13 protein-coding genes are annotated in these 13,259 nt (G+C 63.8%); 6 read left to right on the top strand and 7 right to left on the bottom strand.

Annotated elements, in window-relative coordinates; all coding sequences use genetic code 11:
• Positions 1-178: 178 nt before the first annotated feature.
• Complete coding sequence (locus tag QO014_RS06025) at positions 179-1,291, top strand: S-(hydroxymethyl)glutathione dehydrogenase/class III alcohol dehydrogenase (protein WP_266347711.1); 1,113 nt, start codon at positions 179-181, stop codon at positions 1,289-1,291.
• 97 nt (positions 1,292-1,388) lie between these two features.
• Here QO014_RS06025 and QO014_RS06020 read toward each other — a convergent pair whose 3' ends face one another.
• Positions 1,389-2,417, bottom strand: coding sequence for a hypothetical protein (locus tag QO014_RS06020; RefSeq protein ID WP_266347710.1), 1,029 nt, complete (start codon positions 2,415-2,417; stop codon positions 1,389-1,391).
• A 232-nt stretch (positions 2,418-2,649) separates the two neighbouring features.
• On the opposite strand from QO014_RS06020, the gene QO014_RS06015 reads away from it, so the two are divergent.
• Positions 2,650-3,666, top strand: coding sequence for a 2-hydroxyacid dehydrogenase (locus QO014_RS06015; protein WP_266347709.1), 1,017 nt, complete (start codon positions 2,650-2,652; stop codon positions 3,664-3,666).
• A gap of 24 nt (positions 3,667-3,690) precedes the next feature.
• Here the strand turns inward: QO014_RS06015 and QO014_RS06010 are convergent, their stop codons facing one another.
• The 5 genes from QO014_RS06010 to QO014_RS05990 all read right to left on the bottom strand — a co-directional run bounded on the left by QO014_RS06010 (position 3,691) and on the right by QO014_RS05990 (position 8,507).
• Positions 3,691-4,119: an HIT family protein gene (locus QO014_RS06010; RefSeq protein WP_266347708.1), complete on the bottom strand. Its 429-nt coding sequence runs from the start codon at positions 4,117-4,119 to the stop codon at positions 3,691-3,693.
• 27 nt (positions 4,120-4,146) lie between these two features.
• On the bottom strand, positions 4,147-5,841 hold the full coding sequence (locus tag QO014_RS06005) for a sulfatase-like hydrolase/transferase (RefSeq protein ID WP_266347707.1): 1,695 nt from the start codon (positions 5,839-5,841) through the stop codon (positions 4,147-4,149).
• The gene (locus tag QO014_RS06000) at positions 5,838-7,115 is read right to left on the bottom strand and encodes a GNAT family N-acetyltransferase (RefSeq protein ID WP_266347706.1); all 1,278 of its coding nucleotides are present in this window, start codon (positions 7,113-7,115) and stop codon (positions 5,838-5,840) included. The genes QO014_RS06005 and QO014_RS06000 overlap by 4 nt, the downstream gene beginning before the upstream one ends.
• A gap of 174 nt (positions 7,116-7,289) precedes the next feature.
• On the bottom strand, positions 7,290-8,036 hold the full coding sequence (locus tag QO014_RS05995) for a glycerophosphodiester phosphodiesterase family protein (protein ID WP_266347705.1): 747 nt from the start codon (positions 8,034-8,036) through the stop codon (positions 7,290-7,292).
• 6 nt (positions 8,037-8,042) lie between these two features.
• A complete protein-coding gene (locus QO014_RS05990) occupies positions 8,043-8,507 on the bottom strand; it encodes a RidA family protein (protein ID WP_266347704.1) in 465 nt (154 codons plus the stop codon).
• A 299-nt stretch (positions 8,508-8,806) separates the two neighbouring features.
• Between QO014_RS05990 and QO014_RS05985 the strand changes: the two genes are divergently transcribed.
• Entirely contained in the window at positions 8,807-9,562 is a 756-nt protein-coding gene (locus QO014_RS05985) for a cell envelope integrity EipB family protein (protein ID WP_266347703.1), read from the top strand.
• A 17-nt stretch (positions 9,563-9,579) separates the two neighbouring features.
• On the opposite strand, the gene gph is transcribed toward QO014_RS05985, so the two are convergent.
• Entirely contained in the window at positions 9,580-10,254 is a 675-nt protein-coding gene (gph, locus tag QO014_RS05980; protein WP_266347702.1) for a phosphoglycolate phosphatase, read from the bottom strand.
• 191 nt (positions 10,255-10,445) lie between these two features.
• Between gph and rpiA the strand changes: the two genes are divergently transcribed.
• From rpiA to gor, 3 genes are all read left to right on the top strand, one after another.
• Entirely contained in the window at positions 10,446-11,144 is a 699-nt protein-coding gene (gene rpiA / locus QO014_RS05975) for a ribose-5-phosphate isomerase RpiA (RefSeq protein ID WP_266347701.1), read from the top strand.
• A 28-nt stretch (positions 11,145-11,172) separates the two neighbouring features.
• A complete protein-coding gene (locus tag QO014_RS05970; protein WP_266347700.1) occupies positions 11,173-11,679 on the top strand; it encodes a DUF2059 domain-containing protein in 507 nt (168 codons plus the stop codon).
• 106 nt (positions 11,680-11,785) lie between these two features.
• Positions 11,786-13,156: a glutathione-disulfide reductase gene (gene gor / locus QO014_RS05965; RefSeq protein ID WP_266347699.1), complete on the top strand. Its 1,371-nt coding sequence runs from the start codon at positions 11,786-11,788 to the stop codon at positions 13,154-13,156.
• Positions 13,157-13,259 lie beyond the last annotated feature (103 nt).

Genomic DNA, 13,259 nt, shown 5'->3' with positions numbered 1-13,259 from the left:
GATCGCTCCCCCGACTGCGAAATGTCACCATAGGACACCGCTCTTCGCCGGGAAATGTGGGCACTCCACAATGGTCGCCACGACGTCGAACGGTTCGGCTTTCGGTCAATCGGCTCGACGTATAAAGTCCGGCCAGGCGAGCCGCCGCTCGCGGAAGCAGGACTATAGGAGCCGTTCGATGAAAACCCGCGCCGCCGTCGCCTGGGAAGCCAACAAGCCGCTGACGATCGAGACGATCGACCTTGAGGGCCCGAAGGCCGGTGAAGTGCTGGTCGAGATCATGGCGACAGGCGTCTGCCATACCGACGCCTACACGCTGTCGGGCCTCGATTCGGAGGGCAAGTTCCCGGCGATCCTCGGTCATGAAGGCGCGGGCATCGTGCGTGAAGTCGGCGCCGGCGTCACGTCGGTCAAGCCGGGCGACCATGTGATTCCGCTCTACACGCCCGAATGCCGCAACTGCAAAACCTGCCTGTCGCAGCGCTCCAACCTCTGCACGGCCATTCGCGGCACGCAGGGCCAGGGCCTGATGCCCGATTCGACGTCGCGCTTCTCCTGCTCGAGCGAAACCGTGTTCCACTATATGGGCACGTCGACCTTCTCGAATTTCACCGTGCTGCCCGAGATCGCCGTCGCCAAGGTTCGCGAGGACGCGCCCTTCGACAAGATCTGCTACATCGGCTGTGGCGTCACCACCGGCATCGGCGCGGTGATCCATACCGCCAAGGTCTGGCCGGGCGCCAATGTCGTGGTGTTCGGCCTCGGCGGCATCGGCCTGAACGTGATCCAGGGCGCGCGCATGGTCGGCGCCGACAAGATCATCGGCGTCGATCTGAACCCGTCCAAGGTCGCAATGGCCAAGAAGTTCGGCATGACGCATTTCGTCAATCCGGACGAGGTCGGTCGCGACAAGGTCGTGCAGGCGATCGTCGACCTGACCGGCGGCGGCGCGGACTTCTCGTTCGAATGCATCGGCAATGTCCACACCATGCGCCAGGCGCTGGAATGCTGCCATCGCGGTTGGGGCGAGAGCATCATCATCGGCGTGGCCCCCTCGGGCACGGAGATCTCCACGCGCCCGTTCCAGCTCGTCACCGGCCGCGTCTGGCGCGGCTCGGCCTTTGGTGGCGCGCGCGGCCGCACCGACGTGCCGAAGATCGTCGACTGGTACATGGAAGGGAAGATCAACATCGACGACCTGATCACCCACACCATGCCGCTCGACGAAATCAATACGGCGTTCGACCTGATGCATGAGGGCAAGTCGATCCGGAGCGTGGTGGTCTATTGAGGAAGCGGTTGGGGCAACGGGTAGACCGTCCGGCCGGCCCCAACCCCTCCGTCGAGACGGGGTTCCAAATACTATAGCGGCAGAGCGGGAATGGGCGTCAGTCGTTCCGATTGCTAGGCGCGGTTTGAGTCACCGTCGACAAAAACAAGAAGAGGCTCACAAGACCCTGCCGTGCCTCTGCCTGCGTTACAGCGTCGTGAACCCCTTTTGAGGCGAGGCTGTTGAGCCTACGCATGAACGCAGCGAGCAGATCTAGTTCTGCCTTTGCTAGCGCGCCCGCCTTGGACGAACCCATATGCTGAGCAAGATACTCGTGAAGGCGATCGAGGTAGCGATCATCCGCGAGCATCCGTTCTTTGCCGTCTGTGCAAATGACAAGCTCCGATCGCGGCGGATAGAAGTGATCGGCAGCTGCCTTCAAGGCGCGCCTCACCTCCGTCAACAGCAACGCTGTATCCTCTTCATCATCTGATCCTGCAAGATCGGAAGCTTTCTGAAGTTTGTAGAAGACGTCTGAACTGTGTTCTTTGAAATAATTGTTCACATCATTCTGAACGGTCCAGAGTAGGGCTTGATTGCGATCTTGGGATAACAGCTGCCGTTCCATCTGGATAGCGTAGTTCAAGCAGCGTATCTTAAGTCGCGCTTTAATTGTCTGCAATGCGGAAAGACGTAGTCTAATAGTTGCACGCTCTCTATTTGCCGCATCATGAAATGCCGCCGCATCAAACGCGGTGAGGCCTGCCGGCGGCTTAAGTTCGGCAATGACTGCGCCCCATTGCCTTAGTTGCGATTCGATTTCACCGGTTGCCACTTCCAACACCGTCCGCTCGTTATCCTCGTCTTCCTCGTGCACGAGAGGGTAGTCCATCGTGTGGACTTCGAGCCAGCGTTCCAGCGAGTGCTTCAGAACGAACTTCAGTGCCTCCTCCTTCAAGTGCCGCATATCTTCATAAAGGATGCGTTCTACTTCTGTCTTTCTCGGATAAAGCTCGCGCAAAAAGAATGCAGCATTTAGGTGATCTTGAGACGCTCGCGCAACGCGCAAGCAGGCCATCGTGGCGGCTTCTATATTGTCACCGTCCAAATGTTTGAAAATTTCCGCGACGGAATGTACAGAGTCCATTACGTTAAATTTCCTCTATCTTTCGAAGAACCCGTACTATTTGTCGATAGTCGCAGCTATGTTATCAATTTCCAGAAGATGGCTGTCGCACAACCGATTGGTCGCGCCTGCGCTGATCCAAACGCTGGGTCCGTGACTCGACCAGATCCCTATTGTTGCAGGCGGCTTCGACGACACACAAGGTTGCGTTTCTGCCGCTGCCCTACGGCAAGCCTGCCTGGGAGACTCCAACGTGCGCGTCGCCGTCTTCAACACCAAGCCCTATGATCGCCAGTTCCTGAACGAGGCGAATGTCGCGTTTGGTCACGAACTGGTCTTCTTCGAGCCGCGCCTGGATGAGACCACCGCGCCGCTCGCGCATGGGTTTGCCGGCGTCTGTGTCTTCGTGAACGATGTGGTCGATGCGGCCGTCTTGGCGGTGCTCCAGGCCGGTGGCACGCGGCTGCTGGCGCTCAGGGCTGCGGGTTACAACAATGTCGATCTGGTGGCGGCCGAGCGCCTCGGCATCGATGTCGTGCGCGTGCCGGCCTATTCGCCGCATGCGGTGGCGGAATTCACCATCGCGCTGCTGCTCTCAATGGACCGCCGCATTCCGCGCGCCTGGTCGCGCGTGCGAGATAATAATTTCGCGCTCGATGGGCTGATCGGCCATGATCTTTACGGCAAGACGGTGGGCGTCATCGGCACTGGCCGCATCGGCGGCATCGTCGCGCGCATATTGAAGCTCGGCTTCGGCTGCACCGTTCTGGCGTTCGACCAGCACGAGGATCCGGAGTTGCACGCCATTGGCGTCGCGTATCGGCCGCGCGCGGACCTCATCGCGGCAGCGGATATCATCACGCTCCACTGCCCGCTGACGCCCGAGACGCATCATCTCATCGACGCCGAGGCGATCGAGCGGGCGAAGCCCGGCGTGATCATCATTAATACCAGCCGCGGCGCGCTGATCGACGCCGAGGCGCTGATCGACGGGCTGAAGCGCGGCAAGGTCGGCGGCGTCGCGCTCGACGTCTATGAGCAGGAGGGCGATCTCTTCTTCGAGGATCTATCGAACGAGATCATCCAGGACGATGTGTTCCAGCGCCTGCTGACTTTCCCGAATGTCCTCGTCACCGGGCATCAGGCCTTCTTCACGGTCGAGGCGCTGGGCGCGATCGCCCGCACGACGCTCGCCAATATCGCCGACGCCGAAGCCGGTCGTCCGCTCGCCCATCGCGTCGCGCCGGAGACCGTCAGCGGCATCCATTGAGGGCGTGCGCGACGGCGGCGCGCCTCAGCCGGCAGACAGTGCGGCGCGGACCTTCTCGGCATTGGCCGCGAGGATCTCCGGCTTCTCCATCGTGCCCGAATGCGGCCGGAGCGGCACGCCTTCAAATCGCGGCACGATATGCACGTGCAGGTGAAACACAGTCTGCCCGGCGGCCTGCTCGTTGAACTGCAGGATCGTGACGCCGTCGGCGGCAAAGGCCGTCTTGGCGGCACGCGCGAGCTTCTGGACGACGGGGAGCAGCTTGGCGAGCGTCTCGGGCGAGGCGTCGAGCAGATTGCGGGAAGGCGCCTTCGGGACGACGAGGAGGTGTCCCTCGCCCTGCGGCATCACATCCATGAAGGCGACCGTATCGGCATCCTCATAGACCCGATGCGAGGGGATTTCGCCGCGCAGGATCTTTGCGAAGATATTGCCGTCGTCATAGCTCGTCATGGCCGATCTCCCGTGGTTGCGACTGTCTTAAGCGCGTTCGGTCGCAACGGGCAAGACGGCCGGCGTCGCGCCGAGCTCGATCAGCCCGGCATCGACGAGCGTGCGATGGAAACGGCGCTTGCGCTCTGAAGGCGTCGCGATATAGCGCGCGCCGATTTCCGGGATCAGTTCGAGGCGCGTGGCCGTGATCGCGTCGAGCGGCAGGCCGGAGGCGCGGAGCGCGATGGTGCCCAGCATCGCGATATCGATATGTTCCGGCAGGTCCGAGAGATCGGCCTCGAAATTCACCGCCTCGAGCGCGAAGAAGGTCTCGAACTGGCGCGGATCGTCGGAACGAATGCGATGGGCCTGCTCGATCGCCCGCGTCATGGTCGGCTGGTGGTCGCCATAGCGCACGATCAGGGCGGGACGGCCGCGCGCGGCGATCGCCTGACGGAAGACGGCATAGCTCTCCGCCGTTTCGGAGAGGCGCGCATAATATTCGCCGTAATTCGGGTCCGGCAGCGCCGCGAGCGCGGTCGCGCGCTCGGCCTCGTAGCGCCCGGGCGGCACAAGGCGGCTCTCATGCGGGCCATGGTTGAAATTGGTCAGCGCCATCAGGAAGCGCGGCGTCGGATCGCTGTCGAGCGCGCGGTCCCACGCATCTGCTGTCGCCGCAAAGAAGGCCGCATCCGAATTGTTGATCTCGAAATCCGCGAGATCGAAAGGCGGGGGGAACTCGTCGGAGAAGACGCGGTCGTCGACACCGATGCCGGCATAGAAGGCATCATAATTCATGAAGTTTCGCCGGCAGCTGGTCGAGAGCATGGTGCGATAGCCGAGGCCCGCGAGCTGCGAGGGCAGGGAATGGCGGAAGCGGCCGACGCCCTTCTTGAACAGGAAATAGGAGTCCGGCCCGAAGCTCGCCGAGGAGAGGCCGGTCAAGAGGCTGAACTCGGTCTGCCAGGATCCGCCGCCATAAATATCGACATGCAGCCGGCCGGAATGTCCGCCCGAGGGCGTCAGCAGTTCGGCGATCCGTTCATCCACCGGCAGCCCGTAAAGGCGCGGGTCGAAGACGGATTCGTGCTGGATCACGATGATATCCGGCCGGATCGTCGAGCGGGCCGGCTGGGGCCGCGCGAGCGGCAGCGGTTGGTCGGCGACGTCGAGCATGCGCAGGCCACCCGTCGGCCACCAGCTCGGAATATCGACCAGCGAGGCCATGAAGAACGAGAAGAAGCGGTTGCGCCGCGTCACTTCCGGCCGGAAATAGGCCGCGCCGCCGCCGAGCCAATAGGTTCCTGCGGCCAGCAGTGCCGTCACGGCGAGGACGGCCAACCGCGTCACGAAGGGAACGGTCGGGCCTTCCACGAGGACGAGCGTGCCGACGGCCAGCAGGATCAGCACGATCGCACCGGCGATCGTCTTGGTGGCGGTCGCGCGATATTGCTTCAGCATGAAGGGAATGGTGCCAGCGAAGGTGAGGCCGAGATCGGCCACCGCGAGCTTCATGCCGCTATGGTGGTGCTTCACCGCCGAGGCGCCGACGATGGTGAGAGCCAGGAACAGGGCGAGCAAGGTCGCGCGCGGCAGGTCACCCACGATCAGCAGGATGAGCGCCGTCAGCAAGGCGAAGGCCGCGATTGTTAAGGGAAGGCGGGCAGGGCGCAACTCGGTCGCCAGCACGATTGCGAGCGCGACGCCCCATAGCGCGGCAGCCCAGGGGATGAAGGCGTTCATTCGGATGGGGTCTCGGCCTTGAAGGGCGTGTGTTCGTCGAGGATTTCGTGTTCGGCGGCTACGGCCTCGCGTTCACGCTCCAGATAGTCGGCGACGGCGCGGCGGAAACCCTTATCGGCAATCCAGTGCGCCGAGCGTGTCACGATCGGCTTATAGCCACGCGCCAGCTTGTGCTCGCCCTGCGCGCCGGCCTCGATGCGGGGCAGGCGGTGCGCTATGCCCCAGTCCACGGCCTGATGGTAGCAAATCTCAAAATGGAGGAAGGGCACCTCCTCCGTCGCGCCCCAATAGCGGCCATAAAGGGCGTCAGACCCGATGAAGTTCAGCGCGCCGGCAATTGGCCTGCCGCCGCGCTTGGCGAAGACCAGCAGGATGCGATCGGCCATCGTCTCGCCCACCATGGAGAAGAAGCGCCGGTTGAGATAGGGCCGGCCCCATTTGCGCGAGCCGGTATCCATGTAGAAGGCGAAGAAGGCGTCCCAGGCGGATTCGGTGATGTCCTTGCCGGTGAGCAGCTCGACCTCGATGCCGCCTTCCAGCGCCTCGCGCCGCTCGCGGCGGATGGTCTTGCGTTTGCGCGAGGCGAGCGCGTCGAGAAAATCATCGAAATCGCGATAGCCCGGATTTTCGAAATGGAACTGCTGGTCGTTGCGGGCGAGGAAGCCGGCCGCCTCCAGGATCTCCGCGTCGACATCCTGCAGGAAGGTGGCGTGGACCGAGGAGAGGCCGAGCTGGCGCGTCAGCGCGACGAGGCCGGCCGCGAGCGTCGAGCGCGCCTCGAAGCCCGCCTCGGGCCGTACGAGCAGGCGCGGGCCGGTCGCCGGCGTGAATGGCACGGAGACCTGCAGCTTCGGATAATAGCTGCCGCCGGCCCGCTCATAGGCGTCGGCCCAGCCCTGGTCGAACACATATTCGCCCTGCGAATGAGCCTTCTGATAGCAGGGTACGACGCCGGACGTGCTGCCGCCCGGCCCCTCCAGAACAATGTGCCGCGCCTGCCAACCCGTGCGGGCCGTGGCCGAGCCGGACTTTTCCAGCGCGCTCAGAAAATCATATGAAACGAATGGGTTGTAGGGTGTTTTCTCATGTGAAGCATGAGAAGTCTCGCCGTCAGGCTGCGCGTCGGCATTGATAGCTTTCAGGAAGGCGGATGCGTCATCGCCGAAGGGGCGGTCGGAATCCCAGCCGGGGTTGGCACAGGCGTCCCAATCGGCGCGCTCGACATCATCGAGCGATGCCAGGACCTTGAGGCGCGCATCGTCAGAAGCGCTCATCGGTGAAATGGACTCGCATGGTGGGCGGGAGACATCATCCCACCATCTAAGGCGCTGAACGGCAAGCACAAGCTCCCCCATGACGCAACGGCCCGCTTCAGGCGTCGAGACATGGATACGGTGGCGGAATGCGTTTGGTTCAGTCTCTGGGGGCGTCGACTTTGTCGCAGCCGATCAGGCGTCGGGATCGAACCCTTCGAAGGTGATCTGGTCGGTATAGCGCTTCGCCTTTTCCCATTGTTCCCGCGTGCGGACTGTCCAGCAGATCAGGGTGAGGCCGAACAGGCGGACGAGGGACGGCGCCAGCGAGGGCAGACCGTTCAAATCATAGGAGACGAAGCTCGCGCCGACGCGCGGCACCGAAAGCAGATGGCGGAAGGAGAGGCGCTGCCGCGCGGTCAGGAAGCCCCAATCGTTGAGATCGGTATAGCGATCGGCCACGATGCCGCGCGGTACGACCGGCAGCAGCTTCTTCATCATGGCCATCGATTCCGGATCGAAGGACATGACAACGGCCGGGCCGCCATAATTGGCGAGGATCGGCGCCACGGCTTTTTCGAGGCGTCGATCGCCCTTGAACTCGCTCTTGAGCTCGAGGACGAGCGGCACCTTGCCGGCCACGGTCGCAAACAGTTCGGCGAGCGTCGGCACACGGTCCGCCCCGGCTTTGAAGGGGATCGCCTTCAGTTCGGCCAGCGTGAAGCTGTCGACGCGGCCGCTCGCCTGCATCAATCGGTCGACCGTCTCGTCATGAAAGACGACCACGGTGCCGTCCCGGGTCAGTTGCAGATCGACCTCGATCGCGAAGCGATGCTCGATTGCGGCGCGAACGGCCGAGAGTGTGTTCTCGATCCGGCCGCTCGCGGCATCATGATAGCCTCGGTGCGCGATCGGTCGTTGCGTGAGCCAGGAGAGCGCCATGATCGGTCAGGCGATCTCGATGACGGCTTCGACCTCGACGCCCACGCCGAAGGGCAGGCCGGAAACGCCGACGGCCGAGCGCGCATGGCGGCCCTTGTCGCCGAACACCTCGACGAAGAAATCCGAGGCGCCGTTCACGATCTTGGGCTGGTCGCCGAAATCGGCGGCCGAATTGACGAAGCCGGTCAGCTTGACGATGCGGGCGACGCGCTCCAGATCTCCCAGAGCAGCCCGGGCCTGCGCCAATATGTTGATGGCGCAGAGCCGGGCGGCCGCGCGGCCGTCTTCAATGCTCAGCGTGTCGCCGAGCTTGCCGACATATTCGACGCCGTTCGGGCCGACCGGAATTTGGCCAGAAATATAGAGCATGCCCTTGCTGACAACGAAGGGTACGTAATTGGCGACAGGCGCGACCGGGGTCGGCAGGGTGACGCCGAGTTCTGCGAGGCGGGCTTCGATGGGGCTGGTCATGGATTGCTCCGGCAAGGGGTGGGCTCGGTCCGGTTTCGCGCGTTTCCGGGCTGGCCGCAAGCCGATGCGGTGAATGTTAAGGCTGTTCCGAGCCGGGCGCGCTTGCGCGTGGACCTTTGCCGGATTTGCTGTTTGAAATGTCATCTAGTTCAGGCTCATGTCGGTCTGACGACAAGGGAGTCGGTATGAACGCGGCGGGTATCGAGATGGACGGCAGACGTTTCGCGTTGACCGGATGTGTGGCTCTGGCCTGGGCAATGATAGCGGGATCGGCTGCGGCTCTTCCCGCGTCGATGCCGATGATCGCCCATCAGGCCGTCTATGACCTGCAACTCGACGATGGCGGCTCCGATTCGGTGAGCGATGCCGAAGGGCGCATGGTCTATGACTTCACCGGCTCGGCCTGCGACGGCTACACGACACGGCTGCGCTTCGTGACGCGGATCAGCGATGGCGATGGCAATTCGCGCCTGACCGACGTCGCGACGTCGACCTATGAGGATGACGAGGGCAAGAGCTTTTCCTTCGCCACCAAGAGCTATGTCGACGGCGCCATTTCCGAGGATTCGACCGGCTCGGCCGAGCGGCAGGGCTCCGATATCCGCGTGACGATCGCCAAGCCCGATGGCCGCAAGTTCGAGCTGGCGCCGACGTTCCAGTTCCCGAACCAGCATATGAAGACGCTGATCAGCGCCGCCATCGCCGGCGAGCATTTCAAGCAGATCGATCTCTTCGACGGCTCGGAAAAGGGAACGATGCCTTATTCGACGTCGGCGGTGATCGGCGCGCTCAACAGCGGCGGCGACGATCTCGGCGACGAGGCGGTCGCCAAGGCGGCCGGCGTCGCCAATGTGCGGCACTGGCCGGTGACGCTCAGTTATTTCCACGGCACGTCGGATGGCGAGCAGAAGCCGTCCTACGAGCTGTCGTTCATTCTCTACGAAAACGGCATCACGCGGCGCATGCGCCTCGATTATGGCGACTTCGTCCTGACCGGCAAGCTGGTCAAGCTCGATCTGAAGCCGACCAAGGTCGGCGCCAGGAAGTGCCGCTAGCAAGAACCGAGGCCCGCCTATCCGCGCGAGGGCGTGAGCTTCGCTACCGCCGCGGCCAGTTCGTCGAAATGGCTGATGACGAGGTCGGGGCCGAGCTCGGTCACGGGCACGGGCGTATAGCCGAAATCGACCGCCACGACCGGAACCGAGGCGGCGAGGGCCGTATCGATATCCGTCTTCGAATCGCCCACCATGATGGCCCGTCGGCGATCGCCGCCTGCGCGCTCGATCGTGCCCGTCAGGGCGATCGGGTCGGGCTTGCGGGCGGCAAAGGTGTCCGCGCCGCAAATGGCGGCGAAACGGCTGGAGAGGCTCAGCGCATCGAGGAGCTGCACGGAGAGGCCTTCGAGCTTGTTGGTGCAGACCGCGAGCAGCCAGCCTTCGGCGGCGAAATGATCGAGAGCGTCGGTGACGCCGGGAAAGGGCAGACTGTGATCGGCGATATGGGCGCTGTAATGCGCGATATAGGCGTCGAAGAGGCGATCGATTGCCGCGCTGTCGCGGCTGGCGCCATTGGCGGCGAGGCCGCGCTCGATCAGCACCCGGGCGCCATGCCCGACCATGGAGCGCGCATCGGCATAGGGGACGGGCGCGAGATTTTCATGCGTCAGGATCACGTTGAGCGTCGCGACGAGATCGGCGGCGGTGTCGACGAGCGTGCCGTCGAGGTCGAAGACGAGAGTGGGGCGCATGCTGGTCCGGGAGCGATGAGGGGTGGGACCACACGGTCTTAGCGCCTGATCATCCGCGCCGAAAGCGCAATGAGCAGCAGACGACACGCCGGCACGACCTTACGCCGGCGTCGAAGCGCTGCGGACCGTTGGCGCGCCGGGCCGCTCATGCTAACAAGCCGCGCCCATTCCTCTCATTAGAACCGTTCCCGATGGCTTCAAGCGACGATCTCAAGAAGCAGGCCGCCCTGGCGGCGTTGGAGCATGTCCGTCCCGGCATGCGGCTCGGCATCGGGACGGGGTCGACCGCGGAACACTTCGTCCGTGGTCTCGGCGAGCGGGTCCGGGGTGGTCTCGACATTATCGGCGTGCCGACTTCGGAGCGCACAGCTGCTCTCGCCCGCGCCGAAGGGATCACGCTCACAACGCTCGACGAAACGCCGCATCTCGATCTGACGGTCGATGGCGCCGACGAGCTCGACCATGCGCTGCGCCTGATCAAGGGCGGCGGTGGGGCATTGCTGCGCGAGAAGATCGTCGCGGCCGCTTCGGATCGCATGATCGTCATCGCCGACGGAACGAAGCTCGTCGATACGCTCGGCGCGTTTCCGCTGCCGATCGAGGTCAATCATTTCGGACTGGGTGCGACCGTCCTGGCGATCGCCGCCGCCGCGACCCGGCTCGGGCTGCCGCCGAAGCTGGCGCGGCGCCAGGGCGCCGACGGCAAGCCGTTCGTAACCGATGGTGGACACGCCATCATCGATGCATCTTTTGGCCTCATTCAAGAGCCAGAAGCCTTGAGTCTTGCTCTTGCCGCGATTCCGGGGGTCGTGGAGCATGGCCTTTTCATCGGCCTTGCCACCGCCGCCGTGATCGCCCGCCCAGAAGGCCTGCTCTGGCTGTCCGCTTAAACGTCATTCGCCCATTGGGAGTCCGTTCATGACATTCATCCGCTCCTCCATCCGCGCTGTCGCGCTGGCCGTGGGCCTGGCGATCGGCATCGCCGGCGTCGCCAGGGCGCAGGAGATCACCGAGGCGCATCTGGCGGCCGCACTCGATGCGGTGGTCGCCGCCAAGACCTCGCGCGGTTTCGACAACCTGTTGCCGCTCCTGTCGCAGCAGACCCAGAACAAGCTCATCCGGATGCGCCCCGACCAGCATCAGGCCATCTCGCAGGTCGTCGATGCCGAGGCGCTGGAGCTGGTGTCGCGCCGCAAGGATCTCGACAATGACGTCGCGCGGATCTGGGCGAAATACTTCACCGAGGACGAGTTGAACGCGATCGCGACCTTCTACAAGAGCCCGGCCGGCTCCAAGCTCGCCGATATCGGCCCGAAGGTCGTCGGCGAAACGCTGCAATCCGTGAAGGGCTGGTCCGATCGTGTCGGCGAGGAACTCTACGAGAAGTCGCGCGAAGAGCTGAAGAAGAAGGGAATCGAGTTCTAGGCCGCTCGCGCATCGCGGAGCGGCTTGCGGAAACCCGATAAAACAACGACATAGACGCGATGGCCGGTTCGCTCGGGATCGGCCATTTTGCTGTGAGCGGATTGTCATGACTGAATTCGACGTCGATCTCTTCGTCATCGGGGCGGGCTCCGGCGGCGTGCGCGCTGGCCGCATTGCCGCGAGCCATGGCGCCCGCGTGATGGTGGCGGAAGAGTATCGCGTCGGCGGCACCTGCGTGATCCGCGGCTGCGTGCCCAAGAAGCTGTTCGTCTATGCCTCGCGCTTCACCGAGGAATTCGAGGACGCGGTCGGCTTCGGCTGGACCGTCGGCGAGACGCAGTTCGACTGGCCGACCCTGCTGGCGCACAAGGATCGCGAGATCGACCGGCTGAACGGCATCTATATCCGCAATCTCGAGCGCTCCGGCGCGACGTTGGTCGCGATGCGCGCGACCATCGAGGATCCGCACACCGTCCGCCTCGCCGATGGTCGGGTGGTGACGGCGAAGTACATTCTCGTTGCGACCGGCGCCGCGCCCTATATCGATCCCGATCTGCCGGGGCGCGAACTGGCGATCAGCTCGAACGAGGCGTTTCATCTGCCGCGTCTGCCCAAGCAGATCGTCGTCGTGGGCGGTGGCTTCATCGCCGTCGAGTTCGCCGGCATCTTCAACGGGCTGGGCGTCGAGACGACCCTGATACATCGTGGCGATGCGCTGCTGCGCGGCTTCGATGCTGATCTTCGCCACATGCTGAAGGACGAGATCGAGAAGAAGGGCGTGCGCGTCATCCTCGGCGATGAACTTGTGGGTATCGAGAAGAGCGCGGACGGCCTCGTTGCACGGACGAAGGGCGGGCTCGCACTGCCCGCCGGCGAGGTGATGATCGCGACGGGACGGCAGCCCAATACGCGTGGCATCGGGCTCGAAAATGCCGGCGTTGCAACGGATGGCGCCGGCGCCGTCATCGTGGACGAATATTCGCAGTCGAACGTGCCGTCGATCTATGCCGTCGGCGATGTCACCAATCGCGTCAACCTGACCCCGGTCGCGATCCGGGAGGGTCACGCCTTTGCCGATACCGTCTTTGGCGGCAAGCGTGTTTCGGTCGATCATCTCGGCATTCCGAAGGCCGTATTCTCGCAGCCCGAGATCGGCTCGGTCGGGCTCACCGAGGCCGAGGCGCTGGCGGAGTTCGCCGCCGTCGACATCTATCGCGCCACCTTCAGGCCGATGAAGCACACGTTGACCGGCCGCGACGAGAAGATGCTGATGAAGCTGATCGTCGATGCCGAGACCGACCGCGTGCTCGGTTGCCACATCCTCGGCGTGGACGCGGCCGAGATCACGCAGATCGTGGCGATCCCGCTCAAGATGCGCGCGACCAAGGCGGATTTCGATTCGGCCATGGCGCTGCATCCGACCGTCGCCGAGGAACTGGTCACCATGCGCGAGCCGACGATCCGGCATCGCCGCTGAACGCGGCCCCCGACCAAAGCAATAAGCCGAGACGCATATTCCTTGTTGAAAATGGCGTCCGGCGGGGGCATTGAGACGCATTCTCACAATCAAGAGTGCGCCG

Source organism: Kaistia dalseonensis (genome assembly GCF_030814715.1).
GTDB lineage: Bacteria > Pseudomonadota > Alphaproteobacteria > Rhizobiales > Kaistiaceae > Kaistia > Kaistia dalseonensis.
Note: the sequence above shows the minus strand (reverse complement) of the source record. Positions and strands in the feature narration are given on the sequence as shown.

Coding starts and splice junctions, on each gene's coding strand:
- QO014_RS05985 (WP_266347703.1), top strand. CDS start 8,807: ATGATCGCCCATCAGGCCGTCTATGACCTGCAACTCGACGATGGCGGC.
- QO014_RS06020 (WP_266347710.1), bottom strand. CDS start 2,417: ATGGACTCTGTACATTCCGTCGCGGAAATTTTCAAACATTTGGACGGT.
- QO014_RS06005 (WP_266347707.1), bottom strand. CDS start 5,841: ATGAACGCCTTCATCCCCTGGGCTGCCGCGCTATGGGGCGTCGCGCTC.
- rpiA (WP_266347701.1), top strand. CDS start 10,446: ATGGCTTCAAGCGACGATCTCAAGAAGCAGGCCGCCCTGGCGGCGTTG.
- QO014_RS05990 (WP_266347704.1), bottom strand. CDS start 8,507: ATGACCAGCCCCATCGAAGCCCGCCTCGCAGAACTCGGCGTCACCCTG.
- QO014_RS06000 (WP_266347706.1), bottom strand. CDS start 7,115: ATGAGCGCTTCTGACGATGCGCGCCTCAAGGTCCTGGCATCGCTCGAT.
- QO014_RS05970 (WP_266347700.1), top strand. CDS start 11,173: ATGACATTCATCCGCTCCTCCATCCGCGCTGTCGCGCTGGCCGTGGGC.
- QO014_RS05995 (WP_266347705.1), bottom strand. CDS start 8,036: ATGGCGCTCTCCTGGCTCACGCAACGACCGATCGCGCACCGAGGCTAT.
- gor (WP_266347699.1), top strand. CDS start 11,786: ATGACTGAATTCGACGTCGATCTCTTCGTCATCGGGGCGGGCTCCGGC.
- gph (WP_266347702.1), bottom strand. CDS start 10,254: ATGCGCCCCACTCTCGTCTTCGACCTCGACGGCACGCTCGTCGACACC.
- QO014_RS06025 (WP_266347711.1), top strand. CDS start 179: ATGAAAACCCGCGCCGCCGTCGCCTGGGAAGCCAACAAGCCGCTGACG.
- QO014_RS06010 (WP_266347708.1), bottom strand. CDS start 4,119: ATGACGAGCTATGACGACGGCAATATCTTCGCAAAGATCCTGCGCGGC.